This window comes from Chromatiaceae bacterium (assembly GCA_016714645.1).
Lineage (GTDB): Bacteria > Pseudomonadota > Gammaproteobacteria > Chromatiales > Chromatiaceae > M0108.
The window spans coordinates 735,781-755,603 of the sequence record JADKCI010000004.1 but is presented as its reverse complement, the minus strand read 5'-3'; the positions used below and the strand labels follow the sequence as shown (position 1 = coordinate 755,603).

The following is a 19,823-nucleotide window of genomic DNA, read 5'->3' as shown; positions in this document are numbered from 1 at the left end:
CAAGACCCTATGTTAGGGTAGGTAACGGCGCCATGCAGACTGATTTCTCCATTCCCCTTCCCGCCGCCTGCCTGCCGGCTTACCGGACCGCCCTGCCAGAGGCGATCAGCGCCCCGCGCCGGGTGCTCGAGTCCCAGCGGGCCGGGCGCGTCAGCTATTACGCAGACACCCAGGCCCAGGGTCGGCCCCTGGTCTTGGTGCATAGCATCAACGCCGCCCCCAGCGCCTTCGAGATGCGGCCCCTCTTTGAGCATTTCCGCTCACAACGGCCGGTTTTCGCCCCCGACCTGCCCGGATTCGGCTTCTCGGATCGCAGCGCCCGCCGCTATTCCCCCGAGCTGTATGCCGATGCCCTGACGGACTTCCTCGCGGGGGTGGTGCGCGAACCGGCGGACGTCGCGGCCTTCTCCCTGGGTTCGGAGTTCGCCGCCCGGGCTGCCCTGGCCGTCCCCGAGGCCGTCACCTCCCTGGTCATCCTCTCGCCCACGGGCTTCAGCAAGCGCTCCCTGCCCTCGGGCGATCTGAGCGTCCGGGTACACAAGGCCCTGAGCCTGCCCTATCTGAGCCAGGGGCTCTTCACCCTCCTGACGTCCCGGCCCAGCATCCGCTACTTTCTGGGCCAGGCCTTCGTGGGCAAGACGCCGCCCGAGATGGTCGAGTACGCCTATGCTACCGCCCATCAGCCCGGCGCCCGCTATGCCCCGCTCTACTTCCTCTCCGGTCAGTTATTCACCCCGAAGGCGGCTGACATGCTGTACGCCAAGCTCAAGTTGCCGGCCCTCGCGCTGTACGACCGTGATCCCAATATCTCCTTCGACCTGCTGCCTGACCTGATCGCCCAGCACGCCAACTGGCGCGCCGAGCGCATCAGCCCCACCAGTGGTATCCCGCACTGGGAGAAGACCGCCGAGACCGTGGCCGCCATGGAGCGCTTCTGGGCCGACCTCACCTAGGGTTCGGAGCCGATCGCGACACCCCATTTTCAGTAGGGTCCGGGAGACCGGCCCCCATGAACCGACAGCCCGCGCGAGTCCCGACCCAAGTCATCCCCATGCCTGCGCCACCCGCTATCCTGGACCAGATGAAGGGCCGTCTGCGCGCAAGCGCGAGGGCCATCGGCGCCGAGGCCGAGGGATTCGTCTCCCTGGCCCTGGATCTGCCCCGGCCGCCGACAGCGACGCCGGCCCTTGATGGCCCCCAATTTCAGTTTCTCCAGGGCCACCGCGAGGAGCAGCGTATCGGCTATGGTACCGCGGCCGAGTGGCGCGCGGGGGGCCCAGACCGCCTGTCAACCCTGAGGGCCCACGCCCAGAAACTGGCGGCCTCCTGGCGCCAGCTCGATTCCGATGCCACTGGCCTGGGGGGCTTCGCGCTCCTGGGATTCGCCGCCCGGCCGGATGACCGGGCCCCGACGCCAGGGGAGTTGCCCAATGCCTTACTGCGGGTGCCCGAGATTGCCCTGCGCACCCTCGGGGACCATGCCGCCCTGGTGTTCAGCGCCCGCTTGCCGGCGGACCCCGCCGACCTGGTAGGCCGCTGGTCGGCCCTGTTGGATCGCCTGATCCCCGCCCTCTTCCAACCCCCGCCAACCCCGCTGGGTCCCGCCCACCTCCGGCGCTGTCTGGACACGCCCAACGCCACGGGCTGGCAACGCCTGCTGCGGACCGCCCTGGACCGGATTGCCGCCAAGGAGTTGCAGAAGGTCGTCCTCGCCCGCCGGCTGCGCCTCGAGGGGAGCCGGTCTTTCGACCTCACCCGCCTGCTGGCAGCCTTGCCCACCCTCTTTCCCAGTTGCCAGATCGTGAGTATCCGCCACGGGACGCGCAGTTTCGTGGCCGCAACCCCCGAAAGACTGCTGAGCCTGCGTGGGAACCGGGTAGAGGTGGACGCCCTAGCCGGGACCATCCGCCGCGCGGTGGAGGCGGAGCGTGACGGGGCTCTGAACCAGACCTTGCGCGGTTGCGCCAAGAACCGCCACGAGCACCGTCTGGTCATCCAGGCGATCCGCGATGCCCTGGGGCCCTGCGCCGCAAGCATTGATGTCCCGGCGGAGCCCGATGTCATGCAGCTCAGCAACGTCCAGCACCTTTGGACCCGCATCGTCGCCACGCTCCACCAACCCACGGACCTCTTCTCCCTGGCGGAACGGCTCCACCCGACGCCGGCCACCAACGGCCAGCCGCGCCGGGAGGCCAGTGCCTGGCTCAGCCTCAGCGACCCCTTCGAGCGCGGCTGGTACACGGGCGCGGCGGGCACCCTGGAACCGGACCTCAGCGGCGACCTCTGGGTCCTGCTGCGCTGCGCCGACATCCACGAACGCACCGCCGACCTCTATGCCGGCGCCGGCATCGTCGCGGGCTCCGATCCCACCCAGGAGTGGTGGGAAACCGAACACAAGCTCGCCGCCATGCTCTCGGCCCTGCGCTTCGCATGACAGCGTCCGCCTCTCCGGACCACGCTACGATCGGCCTGCGCTGGGCCCTGGCCCTCCTCGACGGGCTCATCGCCGGGGGCGTGCGCCACCTGGTCATCTCCCCGGGCTCCCGCTCCACGCCCGTCATCCTGGCCGCCCAGCAACGCCCGGACCTGACCCTCACGCCCATCCTGGACGAGCGCAGCGCCGCCTTCTTTGCCCTGGGCCTGGCGCGCGCCAGCGGCCGACCGGTGGCCCTGCTCGCCACCTCCGGCAGCGCCCCGGCCCACTGGTATCCGGCGGTGATGGAGGCCAGCGCCGCCGGCATTCCCCTCATCCTCCTCTCCGCCGACCGCCCCCCGGAGGCACGCGGCTGGGGGGCCAACCAGACCACCGATCAGACCCGCCTCTTCGGCACCCAGGTCCGGGAGTTCCACGACCCCGGGGCGCCGGTGGACGACCCCGCCATCCGCTGCACCCTGACCGCCCTGGGAGGCCGCGCCGCCGCGGTGAGCCAGGGACGGCGACCCGGGCCGGTGCATATCAACCTGCCCTTCCGCGAGCCCCTGGTGCCCTGCGCGGACAGCCGCCCGGAGCCGCCCGGATCCGCGGCAGCCTGGCCCGTCAGTGACGGATCAGGGGTCGCCCCTTCCGCGCCCTTGCCGAGGGGCGAGAAGCCGGGCGGGATCGCCACGGGTATCCAGGAGATCACCCTGACCTTGCCGCCCGCCATCAGGGACCGGCTGCGGGGAAGGGGCCTCATCTATTGCGGACCCGATAACCCGCGGCCCGGCTTCCCGGCGGCCGTCCTCGGCTGCGCCGCCGCTCTCGAGGTGCCTCTGCTGGCCGATCCCCTCTCTGAATTGCGCTTCGGCCACGGCCAGGGAGCGGCCCCCTCGCCCCTGATCAGCCGCTACAAGTCCCTGGTGCGCAATCCCCAAGCCGCGCGGGCCCTGCGACCGGACTGGGTCTTGCGCTTCGGGCGGGCGCCCGTCTCCCGGACGGTGCTCGACTGGCTGCCCGGCATCCCCCTGATCCTGGTAGACCCGGCCGCGCGCTGGTCCGACCCGGCCCACGACCTGGCCCTGGAGCGGTCGCTTCATCTGGACCTGGACCCCGTCGCCCTCTGCAGGGCCCTCGCCACCGACCCGCCCGCCCCCGCGGACCCGGCCTGGCTCGCCCAGTGGGCCCTGGCCGAGGCGCGGCTCGCCGCCCTCGCCACCGACTACCTGGCGGCGGCCCCCTGGTGCGAGGGGCACCTGATCAGCGACCTGGTGGCCAGGCTGCCCGCGGGCGAGGGGCTCCTCTGCGCCAACTCCCTGCCCATCCGCCAGTTCGAGACCTGGTCCGGCACCCGGGAGGCAGGCCTGAGGGTCTTCGGCAACCGGGGCCTGAGCGGCATCGACGGCCAGCTCTCCACCCTGGCCGGGCTCAACGCCGCCGGCATCCCCACCACGGGCCTGCTCGGCGACCTCTCCTTCCTGCACGATCTCTCGGGCCTCCTGCTCGCCGCGCCACTGCCCCGCCCCTGTATTCTGATCAATAATGGCGGCGGCCGGATTTTTGACTACCTGCCCCAGCGGGGCCTGCCGGATTTCGAGCGTCTGTGGCGTACCCCCCAGGCCCTGGACATCGGCGCCCTGGCCGCCACCTTCGGCCTGAGCCACCGCCGGGTCGGCGATGCCCAAGGTTGGCGTACGGCCCTCGCGGCGGGCCTGACATCTACCCCGGGCCTCGTCGTTGAGGTCATGATGGACGCCCCCCGCAGCCAGGAGATCCACCTCGAATTCCGGCGGCGAGTGGCGGAGGCGGACCTGCTCGGCCCTTGAGGGTGGCCCGGCGGCATCACCCCGGCGCAGTCATTTATAGAAAACACGGAGCCAAGACGCATGCAGCACAGCGCCGACCCCAATGCCGTGTCCTGGGAGACCCTGCCCGGACCCGCCTACGAGGATATCCTCTACCAGCACTGGGCGGGAGTGGCCAAGATCACCATCAACCGGCCGGAGGTCCGTAATGCCTTCCGCCCGGAGACGGTGCGGGAGTTGATCGACGCCTTTCATCGCGCCCGTCTGGATGCCACCATCGGCGTCATCATCCTGACGGGGGCCGGTGACCTGGCCTTCTGCTCTGGGGGGGACCAGCGCATCCGCGGCGACCAGGGCTACCGTGACACCGCGGGGGGCGAGCACCTCAATGTGCTGGAACTGCAACGGGACATCCGCACCCTGCCCAAGCCCGTGGTGGCCATGGTGGCGGGCTATGCCATTGGCGGCGGCCATGTCCTGCACCTCATCTGCGACCTCAGCATCGCCGCCGATAATGCCCGCTTTGGCCAGACGGGACCCCGGGTCGGCAGCTTCGATGGGGGCTTCGGCGCGGGCCTGCTGGCGCGTACGGTCGGGCTCAAAAAGGCCAAGGAGATCTGGTTCCTGTGCCGCCAGTACGACGCCCAGGAGGCGCTTCAGATGGGCCTGGTGAATACCGTGGTCCCGCTGGCGGAACTGGAGACCGTCACCCTGGACTGGTGCCGCCAGATGCTCCAACTCTCCCCCACCGCCCTGCGATTGCTGAAATCGGCCTTCAACGCCGAGACCGACGGCCTGGCGGGCATCCAGGAATTGGCGGGAAACGCCACCGGTCTCTTCTACACCACCGACGAGGCCCAGGAGGGTCGGAATGCCTTCCTGGAGAAGCGCGCCCCGGACTTCCGGCGTTTTCCCCAGCGCTCCTGACATGCCCGCCCCGACGGTCAACCTGGCGCGCTGGATCGCCGCCGGACGCCCCCGCACCTTGCCGCTGGCGGTGGCCCCGGTGCTGGCGGGCATCGCCCTGGCGGCCTTCGTGACCGACGGGCTCGAGCTGCCGACGGCCCTGGCCACCCTGCTGGCCGCGGTGGCCATCCAGGTCGGGACCAATCTGCACAACGATGCCGCCGACTTTGAGCGCGGCACCGACACCCAGGACCGCGTCGGTCCCGAGCGGGCGGCGGCCCAGGGCTGGTTCACGGCGGCCCAGGTCAGGCGCGCGGCGCATCTGGCCTTCCTGACTGCCTTGCTGTTCGGGGTCCTGCTCACCCTGCGGGGCGGCTGGCCCATTCTCCTGCTCGGACTGGCCGCCCTGGCGGCGGGTTATGCCTATACCGGGGGACCGCGCCCCATCGCCTACGGCCCCTTCGGCGAATTGTTCGTGCTGATTTTTTTCGGAATCGCCGCGGTCACCGGTAGCCACTACCTCCAGACCCTGGCCTTTTCCCCGACCGCCCTGGGCCTGGGCGTGGCCCTGGGCCTGCCGGCGGCGGCCGTGCTCACCCTCAACAGTTACCGCGACCGGGAAACCGACTTGCGGGCCGGGCGCCGGACCCTTTGCCACTACCTGGGCCCAGGCCGGTCGCAACTCCTCTACGCGCTGCTGCTGCTCGCCCCTTTTCCCCTGCTGTACCTTCTGGATCTCCCCGGGCGTCTCTGGCCCGTCCTCGCCGCCTTGCCCCTGAGCGCCTGGCTGATTATCCGGCTCTTTCGTGGGCAGGAAGGCAGCGCCCTCAATGCCCTCCTGGGTGCGACCGCCCTGTACCAGTCGGCCCTGGCGGTGTTGCTAATCATCGGCTTCGCCCTGCCGACCGCATGATCGAGCGACTGGAGATCCAGCCCTACCGCCTGCCCCTGCGGCGGACCTGGCAAAGCGCGCGTGGCCTGATGCACGAGCGCGAGGGCTGGCTCCTCTGCGCCCACGCCCAGGGCTTGCGCGGTTACGGCGACTACGCGCCTATGCCCGAGGCGGGGACCGAGAGCCGCGAGGCCGGGCTCATGGCGCTTGAGGGCTGGCGCGCCCGGGTCGTCGGTCAGCCGCTGGCCAGGTTGCTTGAGGAGATCGAGGCGGACCGCTCGCCCGCCCCCGCCGCCCGCTTCGCCCTGGAGTGCGCCCTGCTGGACCTGACCGCCCAGGAGGCGGGGGTGCCCCTGCGCCAATGGCTGGACCCGCAGGCCGCGGATTCGGTCGCGGTCAACGCCACCCTGGGCCCCTTGGGGGACGTGATGCCCGAGATGATCAAGTCGAGTTGCCGCTCTGGCTTCCGCATCCTCAAGATCAAGGTCGGACTGACGGACCCGGACATCGAGTTGGGACGCCTGACCGCCCTGGCACGTCATCTCCCACCGGAAGCAGCCTTGCGCCTCGACGCCAACGGTGCCTGGAGCTATGCGCAGGCCGTCCCTCTGCTGGCCGCGCTGAATACCCTCCCCATCGAGTCCCTCGAGGAGCCGCTGCGGGAGCCGAGCCGGGATCAGCTCCAACCGCTCCAGGCAATCGCCCGCTTTCCCCTGGCCCTAGACGAGAGCCTGCATCGCGGCGCCACAACCATCGAGCTCGAGGGCCTGGGCGTCCGCCGCATCGTCCTCAAGCCCGCCGCCGTCGGCGGTCTGCGCCGCACCCTGGACCTGGCGAACCGTGCCGTCGAGCTGGGCATCGAGGTGGTACTCACGAGCCTCATCGAGTCCGCCGCTGGGCTCTGGCCGAGCCTCCAGCTCGCCGCCGCCCTGAACTCTCCCCTGGCCCAGGGCCTCGCCACCTCCCCCTGGCTGGCCCGGGATCTGGGCCGGGCCCCGGAGGCCGAACAGGGTCACATCCGGCTCGGCCCAGAAGCCGGCGGCGGCTTTAACCCGAGGCCGGCGGAGCCAGGGTCGTGAAGGTCAAGGCCGTAACCCCTGCAGACCCGCCGGCTCATGCTCCCTCCCCCCGAGTGGCGGAGGGTTGGGGCGAGGCGTCCGAACCCTTCCGCTACGACTTCAGGGTTGCGCTGCATGACATCGACGCGGCGGGCATCATGTTCTACGGCCATCTGTTCCGTCACGCCCACGATGCCTACGAGGCCTTCATGGACGCCATCGGTTTTCCCCTGGAACGTATCATCGCCGCCGCTGACCCCCTATTGCCCTTGGTCCATGCCGAGGCGGATTACTACCACCCCCTGCGCCATGGGGAGGCCCTGTGCGTGGCGCTGGGAGTCCACCATATCGGGAGCACCGCCTTTACCCTGGACTATCGGTTCCTTGACGGTGACAGCCAGTTACGAGCCTGGGTCCGCACGGTCCATGTGTGCCTCGGCCCCGACCGCGGATCCAGTGCGCCCTTACCACCGGCCCTGGTGGCGGCCCTGAACCCCTGGCGCTGGCAAGAGGGATCGCCCTGAGTCCAGCCGGGCTAGAGACATGACTACAGCAAGGCCGACGCTACCGCGCGAAAACTCGCCAGCCCGGCCTCCAGATTCTCGATGATTTCCCCGGCCAGTTCATCCGGCTCCGGCAGGTTGTCGAGATCGGCCAGGCTCTTGTCCTTGAGCCAGAAAATATCGAGGCTGGTCTTGTCGCGGGCGATGATCTGCTCGTAAGCAAACTTGCGCCAGCGGCCTTCCGGATTCTCGGTTTCGTGCCAGTTCTCGGCGCGCTTGAAGCGGTTCAGCGGCTGGTAGCAGGCGACGAAATCCTGCAGGTCCCCGAAACGCAACGGCTTCTTTTTCAGGGTGTGATGGACATTGGTGCGGTAATCGTAAATCCACACCTCCCGCGTCCAGGCTTCCTTCCTCGCCGGCTGGTTGTCGAAGAACAGCACGTTGGCCTTGACGCCGTTGGCGTAGAAAATGCCCGTCGGCAGGCGCAGGATGGTGTGCAGGTCGGTGGTTTCCAGCAGCTTGCGGCGCACCGTCTCGCCAGCCCCGCCCTCGAACAGCACGTTGTCCGGCACCACCACGGCGGCGCGGCCGGTGCTCTTCAGCAGGCTGCGGATGTGCTGCACGAAATTGAGCTGCTTGTTCGAGGTCGTCGCCCAGAAATCCTGGCGGTTGTAGGTCAGGTCGTCGCGGTCCAGCTCGCCTTCCTCGTTGGTGAACACCATGCTGCTCTTCTTGCCGAAGGGCGGATTGGCCAGCACGTAGTCGAAAGTCTCCTTCGGCGGCGCAATCAAGGCGTCGTTCGGCGACACCGGGCTGTCGCCGTCGATTTCGCCGATGTTGTGCAGGAACATGTTCATCAGTGCCAGGCGCCGCGTACCGGCGACGATCTCGTTGCCGAAAAAGGTGTCGTGCTTCAAGAAGGCGCGCTGGTCGCGGTCCATGCCCGGATAGGTATCAACCAGGAAATCGTAGGCGGCGAGAAAGAAACCGCCGGTGCCACAGGCGGGGTCGGCGATGGTCTTGGCCGGCAGCGGGCGCACGCATTCCACCATCGCCCGGATCAAGGGGCGTGGCGTGAAATACTGGCCGGCGCCCGACTTCGTATCCTCGGCATTGCGCTCCAGCAGGCCCTCGTAGATGTCGCCCTTGACGTCCGCCCCCAGCGTCACCCAACTGGTTTCATCGACCATGTCGATCAGCCGCGAGAGCTTGGCCGGGTCCTGGATCTTGTTCTGCGCCTTGGTGAAAATCTGCCCGAGTAACCCCGGCTTGACGCCCAGCTCGCGCAGTATGGACACGTAATGCACCTCCAACTCCGCCCCGCGCTTCGCTTTCAGGCTCGGCCAGGCATAGTCGGTGGGAATGCCAATCTTGCGGTTGTAGGGCGGCCGACCGTACTCGTCGGCCATTTTCAGGAAGATCAGGTAGGTCAGCTGTTCGAGATAGTCGCCATAGCCGACCCCGTCGTCGCGCAGCGTGGTACAGAAGCTCCAGACACGGGAGACGATGGAGGCGGTTGCGTTCATGGATTGCTTTCCGATTTCTATGCGCTTTTCTATACGCCTTCTATGCACCGAGGCGCGTAGAAGGCGTATAGACTAGGCTTTTACATAATACGCATGGCGCATTACACCATGTTTTTTTAATATATTTTTCTCAACCAGCTGCTTCAGCAGCTTATACGCCTGATCCGGCGTTAAGCGGCAAAGCTCGATGGTTTCCCGGCGTGTGATACGCCCGTGCTGCTTCACGTAATTCTTTACCAGTTGCTCGTGCTGCAAGCGATCAAAGCCGGCCTGGCGCGTGTATTCCGCTTTTTCGCCCAATAATCGGTATAAATCAGCAGACAGCGTGTAGCTCCGACCGCGCCCCACACCATGCGCCTGCAACAGCCCCGCCTCAACCAAGGCTTCGAGGCTGGCCTGGATACGCCCCACCTCCTTTTAGACTGAATTCGCCAACTGCTCGCTGCTGGCCCACCGCTGTTCCCGCAATGCCGCCAGGATGATAAGGCTATCGACGGGCAACTCTTTGTGGCCCCGTGCCTCTTCCTCAAGAATCACCTTCAGGAAAGCCTCGTCGGCAGCGGCAAGGCTCAAAGACAACACCACGGAATGGCTATCGGACTGGCTGAAATCCGGCACATGCCGGCCATATCGCAGCAAGCCGCGATAAATCAGATCAACGCCGCGACCAGTCCGCTCAACCAGCCTGATACGTTTCAAGGCATCGGCCAGCGCCGGATTTCGTGGGCGCGGCTCGGTGCTCAGCAAGTTGTTCAGCGTCACCCCTTCGACGAAACCACCGGGGTTGCTGATGGTTAGCGAATCGCCGGAAAGCCGCACATGTACGGCGCCGCGCAGCGCGTAATCGCGGTGCGTGATGGCATTGGCGATCGCCTCGCGGAAGGCGCGATGATCCAGACGCGGCACCGGCACGCGGAACAGCCCGGACTGGAATTCCCGCTCCGTGTTAAGCGGCTTGAACAAGGTTTCCACCCACTTGAAAGCGCGCAGCAAGGGTGCCCGGCTGAATTCGTTGAAGCGCACTTCCTCGCCATCAAGAATCTGGAAGGCAATTTCATGCGTCGGCACCAGCGCCCGTAGCGACGACTCGTTGCCGATCAGCAGCAGGCCGGTCAGGGAGGGCAGATAACCGGCCGGCGTGCGTACCGTCAGGCCGAGGGCGGCATCGAGTTGCGCATCGTCCAGTTCCAGCAGGGCACGGTCACCGTTGAAACGTTCGATGAACTGGCGCAGCCGCGCCCGCTCGATCGGGTCGAGATCACTGGCCATGGCCCCGGCCAGCGCCTGAGCGCTGACATCGAGCAGCCCGAAACTGGCCTGCCGGCTGGCAAACTCATGCGGCAGATACGGCACGCACTCCGGCTGGCCGTTCGCCTGCAAGCGGCGGCGTTTCAACAAGCCGTCGCTGGTCGCCACCGGCTGACCGCATTTCGGCACCCTGATACGGGCAACGGTCAGGCCATCGACCTCAAGCGCCTCAACATCGACCCGCAGCCCCGGTTGCGTGCGGTTGGCGATCAAGGCCGCCAGCCCATCGAGAAAACGATGCTCCTTGTGCAAGCCCGTCACCCGGCCATCGTCCTCGACACCGAGATAGATTTCCCCACCCTCGCCGTTGGCCATGCACACCACGGCCTCGATCAACTCCCGATCCGGCAGGCATTTACGGTCACTCTTGAATTCGCAGGTCAGGGATTCAGAAAGGGGTAGCTGACTCATGACGTCATCCTTTTTCATCCCCGAATCAAATTCATAATCAGATGAATCATCAGTTGTTTCTGCGCCGGGTCGCTCTGCGCCACCAGCAGCGCAATCGCCGCCAGGGCGTTGTCGTTGATCTTCAATTCGCCATCCGACTTCAAATGATGCTGGTTACGCTGCAGAAACCAGATGAACAGGAAAGCGCCGATGCGCTTGTTGCCGTCCGAAAAAGGGTGGTTCTTGATCACGAAGTACAGTAGATGCGCCGCCTGTTCCTCAATGCTCGGGTAAAGATATTCGCCGCCGAAAGACTGCAGGATATTGCCGAGAATGCCGGCAAAGCTGTCGTCCTTCTGGTTACCGAAGAGTGCCGAGGCCTCGCCGCGCCCGAGCATATCCGCCTTCAAAGTCGAAATTCCGGCCAATGCCTCATCCTCGCGGATTTCGTAATGGATCGTCGTCGCGAAATCACCCAGCGGCAGGCGTTCGCTATCGAACTGGTTGAGCAGCACGAAGGTGCGTGCATAGCCGGCAATCACATTCACCAGCCCGCGCGCTTCCGGCAGGCTGCCCTGCTCGATCAGGTTCTGCTGGAACAGGCTCAGGGTGCGCTCCAGTTGGCGGATGTTCTCCTGCTGCTGCGTCAGTCGCTGCTGATTCAGCGCATAGCCCTGCACCAGATAATCCTTGAGGATGCGGTTGGCCCAGATGCGGAAACGTGTGCCTTCCGGCGATTTGACGCGGTAGCTGACGGAGATGATGACATCGAGGTTATAGTGATCGACCTGATAGGTTTTACCATCATCGGCAGTACGTGCAAAATTTGCACATACTGAATTTGCCTCAAGTTCTCCCTCGGAAAACATATTGCGCAGGTGCTTCGAGATGACAGAACGTTCCCGGCCAAACAACTGGCTGATCTGGGCTTGTGACAGCCAGACGGTATCACCTTCAAGACGAACCTCGGTAGCAATCGCGCCATCGGCGGACTGGTAGATGGCGATAGGCGCCTGGGGGCTGGTTTGGGTTTGCATGGCAGGACTCAGAAAATAACTATATATAACAACGGTATATTAGCTGGATTTCCCCCGTTTGCCAGATATTTTCATGCCATCCGGCTTTTCGGCGCGAATGCGTTCGAGCAGCGCAGTGGCGGGTTCGTCGTTTTTGTCCTGTTTGATCAGTTGACCGCAGAAAGCCTTTTTCAGGATGGACTGGCGCAGCGCCTCGGCCTGTTGCAGGGCCGTGGCGAGGGTTTGGTCGAGTTGGTCGGCTTCGGAGAGTTTGAATTCGAGATCGGCAATTACTTCAGCTTGTTCGCTCAAACTACAAACAGGAACAGCCAAGCTGAGAAAAGCGCCTTGGTTCAGATTTACGCCACTGTCGTTGATCCCCGATTTGATTCGCTCAAGCACATCAAGAACTCTCGGTGAATTCAGAACAGACTCAAGAAACAGAGGGCTACACAGCGAGGACAAGGCACGTATTCGATACGCCTTGTCACAATTCATCAACTTAGTTCTTACTGAGCGAACAAGGCAGCACACACCGACGCGAACTCTTGGCCCGGCTCGGGTGACGAGAATATCTCCCGACTGAAGTTCGTGCTGCGCTCTTGGTGAAAGCCCCGGTGGCAAGGCTTTGTTTTCAAAATCATCGAAACGGCCATGCTGAATTGCGGTGGTTTTGATTACTGCCCATTCGTTTTCCTCTGCTGGGCGCCCATCACATTTTGGACTCCAACCTTGATCTACCCCCGAAACCAGACCCTCTAACCTCAACCATCCCCACCCCGCCGGCAGTTCAGGCAACTCGGCGAGTTCTTCGGGGGTGAGCGGGGGCAAGGGCTTGGGGGGTTTGGGTTTGGGGCCTTGTTGGCCGCGGGCTTGCCAGTCGGCGAGTTGCTGGCGGTGACGGTCGGTGCGTTCGCTGGCGATGCGTTGTTGCAGGGCGGCGGCGGTTTCGAGCTGGTCGGCGTGGGCGGCGCGCCAGGCGGCGGTCAGCTTGCCGGCGAAGGCGTTTTTCAGCAGCGACTGGCGATAGACCTTGAGCTGTTCGCGGGCAGTTTTCAGGCTGGCCACGCCCTGATCGAGTTCGGAAAACAGTTCCTCGATCTTGGCGACGATGCGGTGTTGTTCATTAGCCGGCGGCAACGCCAGAGGAAAAGACGCCAAGGCTAATGCCTCGATACTCGCAACGGTTGTTCCGTCCTTGGAGCATTTGCCCAAAATATCCCGCTGGTTTGCCAACAACTGCCACGCGATAAACCTTGCATTAATTTCGCGCTCAGGAACGAAGCCGCGCATGTCCTGATTAATCGTCACCGCAAGATGGTTGATTGCGACAGGAAGGATGCGGGACAAAATCCCCGAACGGACAACAACGAGAACGCTATCCGGGGGAATCAGCGTCAGCCGCTTTAACGCCGTTTCTGAAACGGCATCCTCGCTGCCATGGAGACCAAACACCTTCATGTCCTTGGGCGAAACCCAAGGCACCGTGCCGTTTTCCCATAACGATGGATCGCTCTTCGACGGTGTCGAGCCGCCGATTGGCCGAGCAATCTCAGCCAGTGAGGAAACGCACCAGTTACTTGGTAACTTTTCAATTCCCATCACGCCACCAACGCCTCATTCAACTCATCAAGCAGCGGGTCCATTCCCTCACCGAACAATTGCCACATTTTCCCCAACCCGCCCTGGGCGTCGAAGGGGCTCATGTCCAGATCGCTGCGGTCGACGTGCAGGGAGTGGCAAATATGGTCGCGCAGCAGGCGTAGCCAGTTCATTTGTTCTTCGTTGAATTTCTCGGTGCCGCCGGCGTGGTGGCGCAGGATCCAGTTCTGGAAGTTGCGGCGCACGGTGTCGGCGAAGGGGGTGATTTTTTCGTCCAGGCCGCAGACGCGGCGGATCAGGGCGACCAGTGCCGTCAGTTCCTGTTCCGGCAGGGCGCCGTTCGAATTTGCGTTGATGGCGTCCAGCTGGCCGTAGGCCTGCCAGACGCGCAATGGGGCGAGTCTGGGCTGGTCGGCTTTGAGCTTGTCGAAGACTTGGCGGATCAGGTTCAGCGTGACCTCGCGTCGGCGCCAGGGTTGGGCGAAGAAGATGGTCAGCGCCTCGATTTCGTCACGGTGGGCGGCCAGCCAGTCGGCGAATTCGTGGGTCATGCTGGCGGCCTGGGCGGCGCTCTCGGTGCTCCAGCCGGCGTAGCTCAGGCTGTCGAGGTTGTCGTGGTCGATGGTTTGTTCTTTTTCGCGGCGGATGGTGTCGATGAGTTCGATCAGTTCGCCGTTCATCAGCGCCGCCGCTTCGCCGACCAGTTGTTGCTGCGCTTTATCGCGCGCCGTTTCGCCGGGGTCGTTGCCTGCTGGCAGACCGGCCAGGTCGAGGGCGCGGGCTTCGATGAGGTCGGCGTCGATGGCGTTGAACAGTTTGCTGACCAGATGGCTCAATTCGACGCCGCCGGCCGCGTCGCGCAGCCGCCGCTTGTCGTCGGCGTCGAGCTGTTTGTCGAGGCGGGCCAGCCGGCCGGCCAGCGAGGAGACGCTGTCGGCGTCCCTGGCACCTATCAGGATGCCCATGGCCAGATCCTTGAGCGGCACGCCGGGCTTGGTGATGAGCGGCTGGCTAGCGGTTTTCAACGACTTGGTGACACCGATGGCGTCGACAATGACGTAGTGGGTCTTGGCGCTGGTGGCCGAGGGGGTGACCTTTTTCAGGTCGTCCATGTCCAGCGTGCGGGTGCCGCGCCCTTTCATCTGCTCGAAGTAGTTGCGGCTCTTGACGTCGCGCATGAAGAGCAGGCATTCGAGCGGTTTGACGTCAGTGCCGGTGGCGATCATGTCCACGGTGACGGCGATGCGCGGGTGATATTCGTTGCGGAACTGGGCAAGGATGGATTTGGGGTCTTCGCCTTGCTGCGTGCTGCCGTCGGGCAGGATTTTGTCGCGGGCGGCGCGGTAGGTGACTTTCTTGCAGAAGGCGTTGCCTTCGGCGAATTCCTCGCGGACGGTGTTGATGATGTCGTCGGCGTGGCTGTCGGTCTTGGCGAAAATCAGGGTTTTCGGGACTTCGCCGCGGCCAGGGAAGATGGCCGGCAGCTTGTCGCGGAAGGCGCGGATGACGGTGCGGATCTGGTCCGGATTGACGATGTCGCGATCGAGCTGGGTGGCGCTGTAGGCGGCGTCTTCGTCCTGCTGTTCCCAGCGTTTGCGGCGGGTCAGGCGCTCGCGCTTTTCGACCTGCTGCTCGGCGACGATGATGCCGCCGTGGCGGCTGATGTGGGTGTCGATCAGGTAGATTTCGTTACCGACGTTGACGCCGTCGGCCACCGCCTTTTCATGGCTGTAGTCGCTGACCACGTTCTTCTTGAAAAAGCCGTAGGTGCGGTTGTCGGGCGTCGCGGTGAGGCCGACCAGGCTGGCGTCGAAGTAGTCGAGCACCTGCTGCCAGAGGTTGTAGATGCTGCGGTGGCATTCGTCGATGAAGATGAAATCGAAGAACTCCGGCGGGATTTTGGCATTGTAGGCGACGAGTTGCGGGGCCTTGGGCTGGGTGAGTTCAGCCGGGTTGATTTCTTCGGCGTCCTCGGGCAATTCCTTGTCCTGGAGCAGCGCGTAGAGGCGCTGGATGGTCGAGATGCAGACGTCGGCGCCCTTGTCGACGAAGCTCGATTTCAGGCGCTGCACGGTGTACAGCTCGGTGAATTTGCGGCTGTCGTCGATGGGGACGTAGGCCATCATTTCCTGCTCGGCCTGTTCACCAAGGTTCCTGGTGTCGACCAGAAACAGCACGCGCCGGGCGTTGGCGTGCTTCAACAGCCGGTAGATGCTGGTGATGGCGGTGTAGGTCTTGCCGGCGCCGGTCGCCATCTGGATCAGCGCGCGCGGCCGGGCTTCGCGGAAGGATTGCTCCAGGTTGGTGATGGCGGTTTCCTGGCAGTCACGCAGGCGCAGTTCCTTGGCGGGCTGGTGGTCGGGATTCAGCGGTGGCAGTTGGGCGAGGCGGGCGCGCAGGCTGTCGCCGTCCCTCAGCCAGTCGCGTAGGGTTTCCGGGCGGTGGAAGCTAAACACTTCGCGCGAACGCGGCTTGGGGTCGCGACTATCGGTAAAGCGGGTGATGATACCGGTGGCCTCGTAGAGGAAGGGTAGCGGCTCGCGGTTGTTCACCCACTTCAGTTTGGCGACGGCATAACCTTCGGTCTGAGGCTCGTGGACGGTCAGATGCTGGCCTTCCCCTTCGCGCTTAGCCTCGATGACACCGACCGCCTTTTTATCGACGAACAGCACGTAGTCGGCGGGGCCGACATCGGTGGACCATTCGCGCACCGCTTGCCCTTTATCCTGCGCAAAATCGATCTTCTTTTGCACCGCCCAGCCAGCGGCACGCAGTTGCGCATCGATACGGTCGCGAGCCTGTTGCTCTGGGTTCTGGTTGTCGCTCATCGGAAAGTTACCGGATCGGTGAGGTCCCACATCCTATATGAAGCCCGGCCGGCATGCTTGATGCGAATCAGCTAGTCTCCCCCAGAATCAGCGACTTGATCCGGCCCCGCTCGGGTTTGCCGGAAGGCGTGGTGGGGAGCCGGGTAAAACGCCGGTAATCGCGCGGGCGTTCACGGTCCGCCAGATGCTCCCGGCACCAGCCAGCGAGGGCGTCCGGGGCCATGACGCCCACATAGGCCGCGACCAGGCGATAACCCCAGACCGGATCACCGAGGGCCACGACGACCACGGCCTCCAGGCCCGGGGCCGACATCATCTGGTCCTCGACCCGGGCGGGCAGTACCGCCTCGCCCCCGATCACCAGGACCTCGTCGGCGCGCCCCAGCACCGCGACCTCTCCCCGCGCGGTGAGGTAGCCAAGGTCGTTGGTGAGGAACCAGCCATCTTCGAGGCCGACGCCGGGCCGGCGCCCCGCCTCGGCATAACCGGCCATGACCACGGGGCCGCGGATCGCGATCCGCCCGGGCGATGTGGGCGTGCCGGCGCACCGGAGCTGGATGCCCGGCAGGGCAGGCCCCACCAAGCCCGGCTCGGGCACGGCCCGCAGGCAGGGCGAGGCGGCGACCAGGGAAGCGGTCTCCGTCATCCCATAGGAGAGGTACAGCGGCCAGCCGGCGGCGATGGCCTGGCGCGCCAAGGCGCCACTCAGCGCCTGACCGCCCACCAGGAGGACACGCAGACAGGGCGGCGGCCGCTCCCTCATGGCCAGGAGTCGGGCGAGCATGGGGGGAACCAGGGACAGGTGGGTGACCCGCTGGCGCTCCAGGTCATAAGCCAGGTTAGCGGCATCATACCGCTCGTGAAGCAGGAGGCTGGCCCCCGCCAGAGCGCATCGGTAGCCGATCATGAGGCCGCCCACATGGCTCCGGGGCAGGCAGGAGAGCCAGCAGTCCCCCGCTACCAGCCCCAGTTGTTGGTTGGCCAGGGCGGCGGAGGCCAGGACGTTGGCGGCGGTCAGCATCACCGCCTTGGGCGCCCCACCGCTGCCGCTTGTCTGGATCACCAGGGCGGGACGTGCATCGCCTGGCCCCGGTGGGGAGGCCGCGCCGAAACCGGTGGGAATCAAATCGCCACCCTCATCCGCCCCAGGCTGCCAGCGCCACTCCACCCCCGCCGACCGCGCCACGGACGGGTCGCGATCCATTCCAGCTTGAGGGGAGAGGGGGAGCAGGCCGCAGCCGAGAAGGGCCAGGGCATGCTGCATGACCAGCAGGTCCAGCACCGGCGCCTCGGACACCCACACTACCTGGCCAGCAACCAGGCCCTGGGCGCTCAACCATTGGGCGCGACGCGAGGCCCGGGCCGCCAGCTCGGCATAGTCCCAGCGCACCGGGCCCGCAACCAGCGCCGTCATCTGGCCGCTCCGGCCGAGGGCCCGGTTAAGGATTTCCCATTGACTCACGGTTTGTTGCCTACCGACGCCCCAGGACCAGGCTTGGAGTGCGGGGTGCGCTGGCTACCAAAGCACCTCGAAGGTGCAGGCGTCGGCCCCCATGGCCTGGCAGGTGATTTCGGTCACCCGGGCGCGGGGTTTGACGAGCTTTTGGAAGAGCCGCTCGATCGCGGCGGCATAGAAATCGCAGAGGGGCATGGGGGACTGGGCCCCATGGCAAATGCAGCAACCCGCGATGGAAAGCCGGGGGGGAAAGGCCTTGCGCACCCCCAGCACGCCGCTCCCGGCGAAGGTCCAGGCATGACGCTGGATGGCGCCGAGCAGTACCCGGCTGGCCAGTCGGGCAGGTAGCCAGGACAGGAGGACCTGGACGCCGGCGGGAATCCGGTGCGCCAGAAGGTAGTCGCCCGTTCGCACCCCCGCGCCTCGGGCCAACCGCAAGGCAATCTCCACGCCCAATTCGGTGCGCAGGACCCCGTGGAGGCGCGTTACATCCCGCTCGTCAACCATCTTCTGGGGGGGCTCCGCGAGGTAGCCGGCGATTTCCGCGAGGGCAAAAAGCCGCTCAACCTCCGACTCGGGGTAATCCTCGCGCAGCACCTCCGCTACCCGGGTGATGGCGTTGGGGCCGATGCGATGTGCCGCCGGGGTCTGGCTCATCGCGATTTCGGGAATAGCCATGGAGCGCTATCCCAATCCAGCGAGCTGGCATGTTGTGAACAAAGGGATTCCAGAAAGAAGCGACCGCGTTCGGTTACCCGGATGCCTTCGGCGTTCATCTCCAGCAGACCGTCGTCCGCGCAGCGCCCCAAGCTCTCCAAATCCGCGCCAAGGGTCTTGGCGGTACTGGCGGGCAGGACCAGATTACAGAGGAGATGTTCATAGACACGGCGGCGCCGAAAGTCTTCATCGCCAAGGCGGTGGCCCCAGGCAATCGGCAAGCGCCCGGCCATGACCGCCCGCGTCCAGCCGGCCAGGCTGGGTTCATTTTGAACAAAGAGGCTCCCGACTTCGCCGAGGCCATGAGGACCGCAGGCTAGCTGATAATCGGTCGGCGCGGCGGTATAGCCCATGCTGTTGCGGCGCAGGCGGCCCTCGGCCTGAGCAAGGGTCCATTCGTCCCGCGGGCCGGCAAAACAGTCCGCGCCTATCCAGGTATAGCCCGCCTGGGTGAGTTCCTTCACCACGCGGCCGAAAAGGGAGATTTTCTCGGTCGGGCTCGGTAGCGACTGGGAGTTGATGGCCAATTGGTTAGGACGCCGGGCGGGGGCATGGGCATAGCTGAAGCACCGGATACGGTCGGGTCTCAGGGAGATGACCTGCTCCAGAGTGCTGGCCAGGGCCTTATCCGTCTGATCCGGGAGGCCATGAATCAGGTCGATGTTAATGTTTTGGAAACCCACCTCGCGAGCCATCTGGCAAACGTCCCGGATGACGGCCTCGGACTGGATGCGGCCAATCGCCCGCTGCACCTCCAGTGACAGATCCTGGACGCCCAGACTGATCCAGCCGAATCCGAGACCCTGGAGCAGTTCCATCTGTCTGGCGGAGGCTCTTCGCGGGTTACACTCGATACAGACACAGGCATCCTCGGCGATCTGGAAATGCTGATGGACAATCTCCACCAGGCGGACCAACTGCTCATCACTCAGGTGGTTGGGCGTTCCACCCCCGACATGGAGCTGGCGTACCTGGCGACCCTCGCCGAGGGTGGCGACGACCAGGTCCATTTCCCGTGCCAGGGTATCCAGGTAATCATCTATCTGCTCGGCATCATGGGTGACATTAGTGTTGCAGGCGCAGAAGTGGCAGCGTACCGCGCAGAAGGGGACATGGAGGTAGAGGGCCAGGGACTGATTGCTACCGACGCCGATGTTACGAAGCGTCCGGGCGTACTCATCGGGCCCGATCCCGTTGACCTTGACCTCCACCTCCCCCGCGGTGGCATGGTCGACCGTGGCGCCCAGATACCGGTCAATCAGGCCGGGAGGAATCTCGTCGAGGATGGATAGGTTCATTGAACTAAATCCGATCATCCATAAGTCAAGGCGCCAACCAGGTTGGCGACCACCCGGGGGAGCCACTGGCAATCGATCTCGGCGCGGGCCGAGGGGTACTGG

At 65.2% G+C, this 19,823-nt stretch carries 14 protein-coding genes and 1 pseudogene; 7 read left to right on the top strand and 8 right to left on the bottom strand.

Annotated elements, in window-relative coordinates; translation table 11 throughout:
• The first annotated feature begins 32 nt into the window (after nt 1-32).
• The 7 genes from IPN92_15280 to IPN92_15250 all read left to right on the top strand — a co-directional run bounded on the left by IPN92_15280 (nt 33) and on the right by IPN92_15250 (nt 7,601).
• A complete protein-coding gene (locus IPN92_15280) occupies nt 33-953 on the top strand; it encodes an alpha/beta fold hydrolase (GenBank protein MBK8639560.1) in 921 nt (306 codons plus the stop codon).
• A 98-nt stretch (nt 954-1,051) separates the two neighbouring features.
• Nucleotides 1,052-2,434, top strand: a complete 1,383-nt coding sequence (locus tag IPN92_15275) for an isochorismate synthase (GenBank protein ID MBK8639559.1) — start codon at nt 1,052-1,054, stop codon at nt 2,432-2,434.
• Entirely contained in the window at nt 2,431-4,242 is a 1,812-nt protein-coding gene (gene menD, locus IPN92_15270; GenBank protein MBK8639558.1) for a 2-succinyl-5-enolpyruvyl-6-hydroxy-3-cyclohexene-1-carboxylic-acid synthase, read from the top strand. The genes IPN92_15275 and menD overlap by 4 nt, the downstream gene beginning before the upstream one ends.
• A 60-nt stretch (nt 4,243-4,302) precedes the next feature.
• The gene (gene menB / locus IPN92_15265; GenBank protein ID MBK8639557.1) at nt 4,303-5,148 is read left to right on the top strand and encodes a 1,4-dihydroxy-2-naphthoyl-CoA synthase; all 846 of its coding nucleotides are present in this window, start codon (nt 4,303-4,305) and stop codon (nt 5,146-5,148) included.
• A 1-nt stretch (nt 5,149) separates the two neighbouring features.
• A complete protein-coding gene (gene menA / locus IPN92_15260; protein ID MBK8639556.1) occupies nt 5,150-6,040 on the top strand; it encodes a 1,4-dihydroxy-2-naphthoate octaprenyltransferase in 891 nt (296 codons plus the stop codon).
• Nucleotides 6,037-7,098, top strand: coding sequence for an o-succinylbenzoate synthase (menC, locus tag IPN92_15255; GenBank protein ID MBK8639555.1), 1,062 nt, complete (start codon nt 6,037-6,039; stop codon nt 7,096-7,098). Before menA ends, menC begins: the two co-directional genes overlap by 4 nt.
• Before the next feature lie 137 nt (nt 7,099-7,235).
• The gene (locus IPN92_15250) at nt 7,236-7,601 is read left to right on the top strand and encodes a thioesterase family protein (GenBank protein ID MBK8639554.1); all 366 of its coding nucleotides are present in this window, start codon (nt 7,236-7,238) and stop codon (nt 7,599-7,601) included.
• A 23-nt stretch (nt 7,602-7,624) separates the two neighbouring features.
• Here the strand turns inward: IPN92_15250 and IPN92_15245 are convergent, their stop codons facing one another.
• The 8 genes and pseudogenes from IPN92_15245 to hemN form a co-directional block, all read right to left on the bottom strand.
• Nucleotides 7,625-9,106: an SAM-dependent DNA methyltransferase gene (locus IPN92_15245; GenBank protein MBK8639553.1), complete on the bottom strand. Its 1,482-nt coding sequence runs from the start codon at nt 9,104-9,106 to the stop codon at nt 7,625-7,627.
• A 72-nt stretch (nt 9,107-9,178) separates the two neighbouring features.
• A pseudogene (locus IPN92_15240) lies at nt 9,179-10,843 on the bottom strand (putative DNA binding domain-containing protein).
• Nucleotides 10,840-11,841: a virulence protein RhuM/Fic/DOC family protein gene (locus IPN92_15235; protein MBK8639552.1), complete on the bottom strand. Its 1,002-nt coding sequence runs from the start codon at nt 11,839-11,841 to the stop codon at nt 10,840-10,842. The pseudogene IPN92_15240 and the gene IPN92_15235 overlap by 4 nt, the downstream one beginning before the upstream one ends.
• A gap of 39 nt (nt 11,842-11,880) precedes the next feature.
• Nucleotides 11,881-13,425, bottom strand: a complete 1,545-nt coding sequence (locus IPN92_15230; protein MBK8639551.1) for a restriction endonuclease subunit S — start codon at nt 13,423-13,425, stop codon at nt 11,881-11,883.
• Nucleotides 13,422-16,250 (bottom strand): DEAD/DEAH box helicase family protein, encoded by a 2,829-nt coding sequence (locus IPN92_15225; GenBank protein ID MBK8639550.1) that lies wholly within the window; start codon nt 16,248-16,250, stop codon nt 13,422-13,424. Before IPN92_15225 ends, IPN92_15230 begins: the two co-directional genes overlap by 4 nt.
• A 67-nt stretch (nt 16,251-16,317) precedes the next feature.
• Nucleotides 16,318-17,664: an AMP-binding protein gene (locus tag IPN92_15220; protein MBK8639549.1), complete on the bottom strand. Its 1,347-nt coding sequence runs from the start codon at nt 17,662-17,664 to the stop codon at nt 16,318-16,320.
• A 102-nt stretch (nt 17,665-17,766) separates the two neighbouring features.
• Complete coding sequence (gene bchJ, locus IPN92_15215) at nt 17,767-18,363, bottom strand: bacteriochlorophyll 4-vinyl reductase (protein ID MBK8639548.1); 597 nt, start codon at nt 18,361-18,363, stop codon at nt 17,767-17,769.
• The gene (gene hemN, locus IPN92_15210) at nt 18,360-19,721 is read right to left on the bottom strand and encodes an oxygen-independent coproporphyrinogen III oxidase (protein MBK8639547.1); all 1,362 of its coding nucleotides are present in this window, start codon (nt 19,719-19,721) and stop codon (nt 18,360-18,362) included. The genes bchJ and hemN overlap by 4 nt, the downstream gene beginning before the upstream one ends.
• Between the last annotated feature and the right edge of the window lie 102 nt (nt 19,722-19,823).

What these genes read in the sequence shown, in the direction of transcription:
- IPN92_15280 (MBK8639560.1), top strand. Translation starts at nt 33, where the DNA reads ATGCAGACTGATTTCTCCATTCCCCTTCCCGCCGCCTGCCTGCCGGCT.
- IPN92_15275 (MBK8639559.1), top strand. Translation starts at nt 1,052, where the DNA reads ATGCCTGCGCCACCCGCTATCCTGGACCAGATGAAGGGCCGTCTGCGC.
- menD (MBK8639558.1), top strand. Translation starts at nt 2,431, where the DNA reads ATGACAGCGTCCGCCTCTCCGGACCACGCTACGATCGGCCTGCGCTGG.
- menB (MBK8639557.1), top strand. Translation starts at nt 4,303, where the DNA reads ATGCAGCACAGCGCCGACCCCAATGCCGTGTCCTGGGAGACCCTGCCC.
- menA (MBK8639556.1), top strand. Translation starts at nt 5,150, where the DNA reads ATGCCCGCCCCGACGGTCAACCTGGCGCGCTGGATCGCCGCCGGACGC.
- menC (MBK8639555.1), top strand. Translation starts at nt 6,037, where the DNA reads ATGATCGAGCGACTGGAGATCCAGCCCTACCGCCTGCCCCTGCGGCGG.
- IPN92_15250 (MBK8639554.1), top strand. Translation starts at nt 7,236, where the DNA reads ATGTTCTACGGCCATCTGTTCCGTCACGCCCACGATGCCTACGAGGCC.
- IPN92_15245 (MBK8639553.1), bottom strand. Translation starts at nt 9,106, where the DNA reads ATGAACGCAACCGCCTCCATCGTCTCCCGTGTCTGGAGCTTCTGTACC.
- IPN92_15235 (MBK8639552.1), bottom strand. Translation starts at nt 11,841, where the DNA reads ATGCAAACCCAAACCAGCCCCCAGGCGCCTATCGCCATCTACCAGTCC.
- IPN92_15225 (MBK8639550.1), bottom strand. Translation starts at nt 16,250, where the DNA reads ATGAGCGACAACCAGAACCCAGAGCAACAGGCTCGCGACCGTATCGAT.
- IPN92_15220 (MBK8639549.1), bottom strand. Translation starts at nt 17,664, where the DNA reads ATGACGGCGCTGGTTGCGGGCCCGGTGCGCTGGGACTATGCCGAGCTG.
- bchJ (MBK8639548.1), bottom strand. Translation starts at nt 18,363, where the DNA reads ATGAGCCAGACCCCGGCGGCACATCGCATCGGCCCCAACGCCATCACC.
- hemN (MBK8639547.1), bottom strand. Translation starts at nt 19,721, where the DNA reads ATGAACCTATCCATCCTCGACGAGATTCCTCCCGGCCTGATTGACCGG.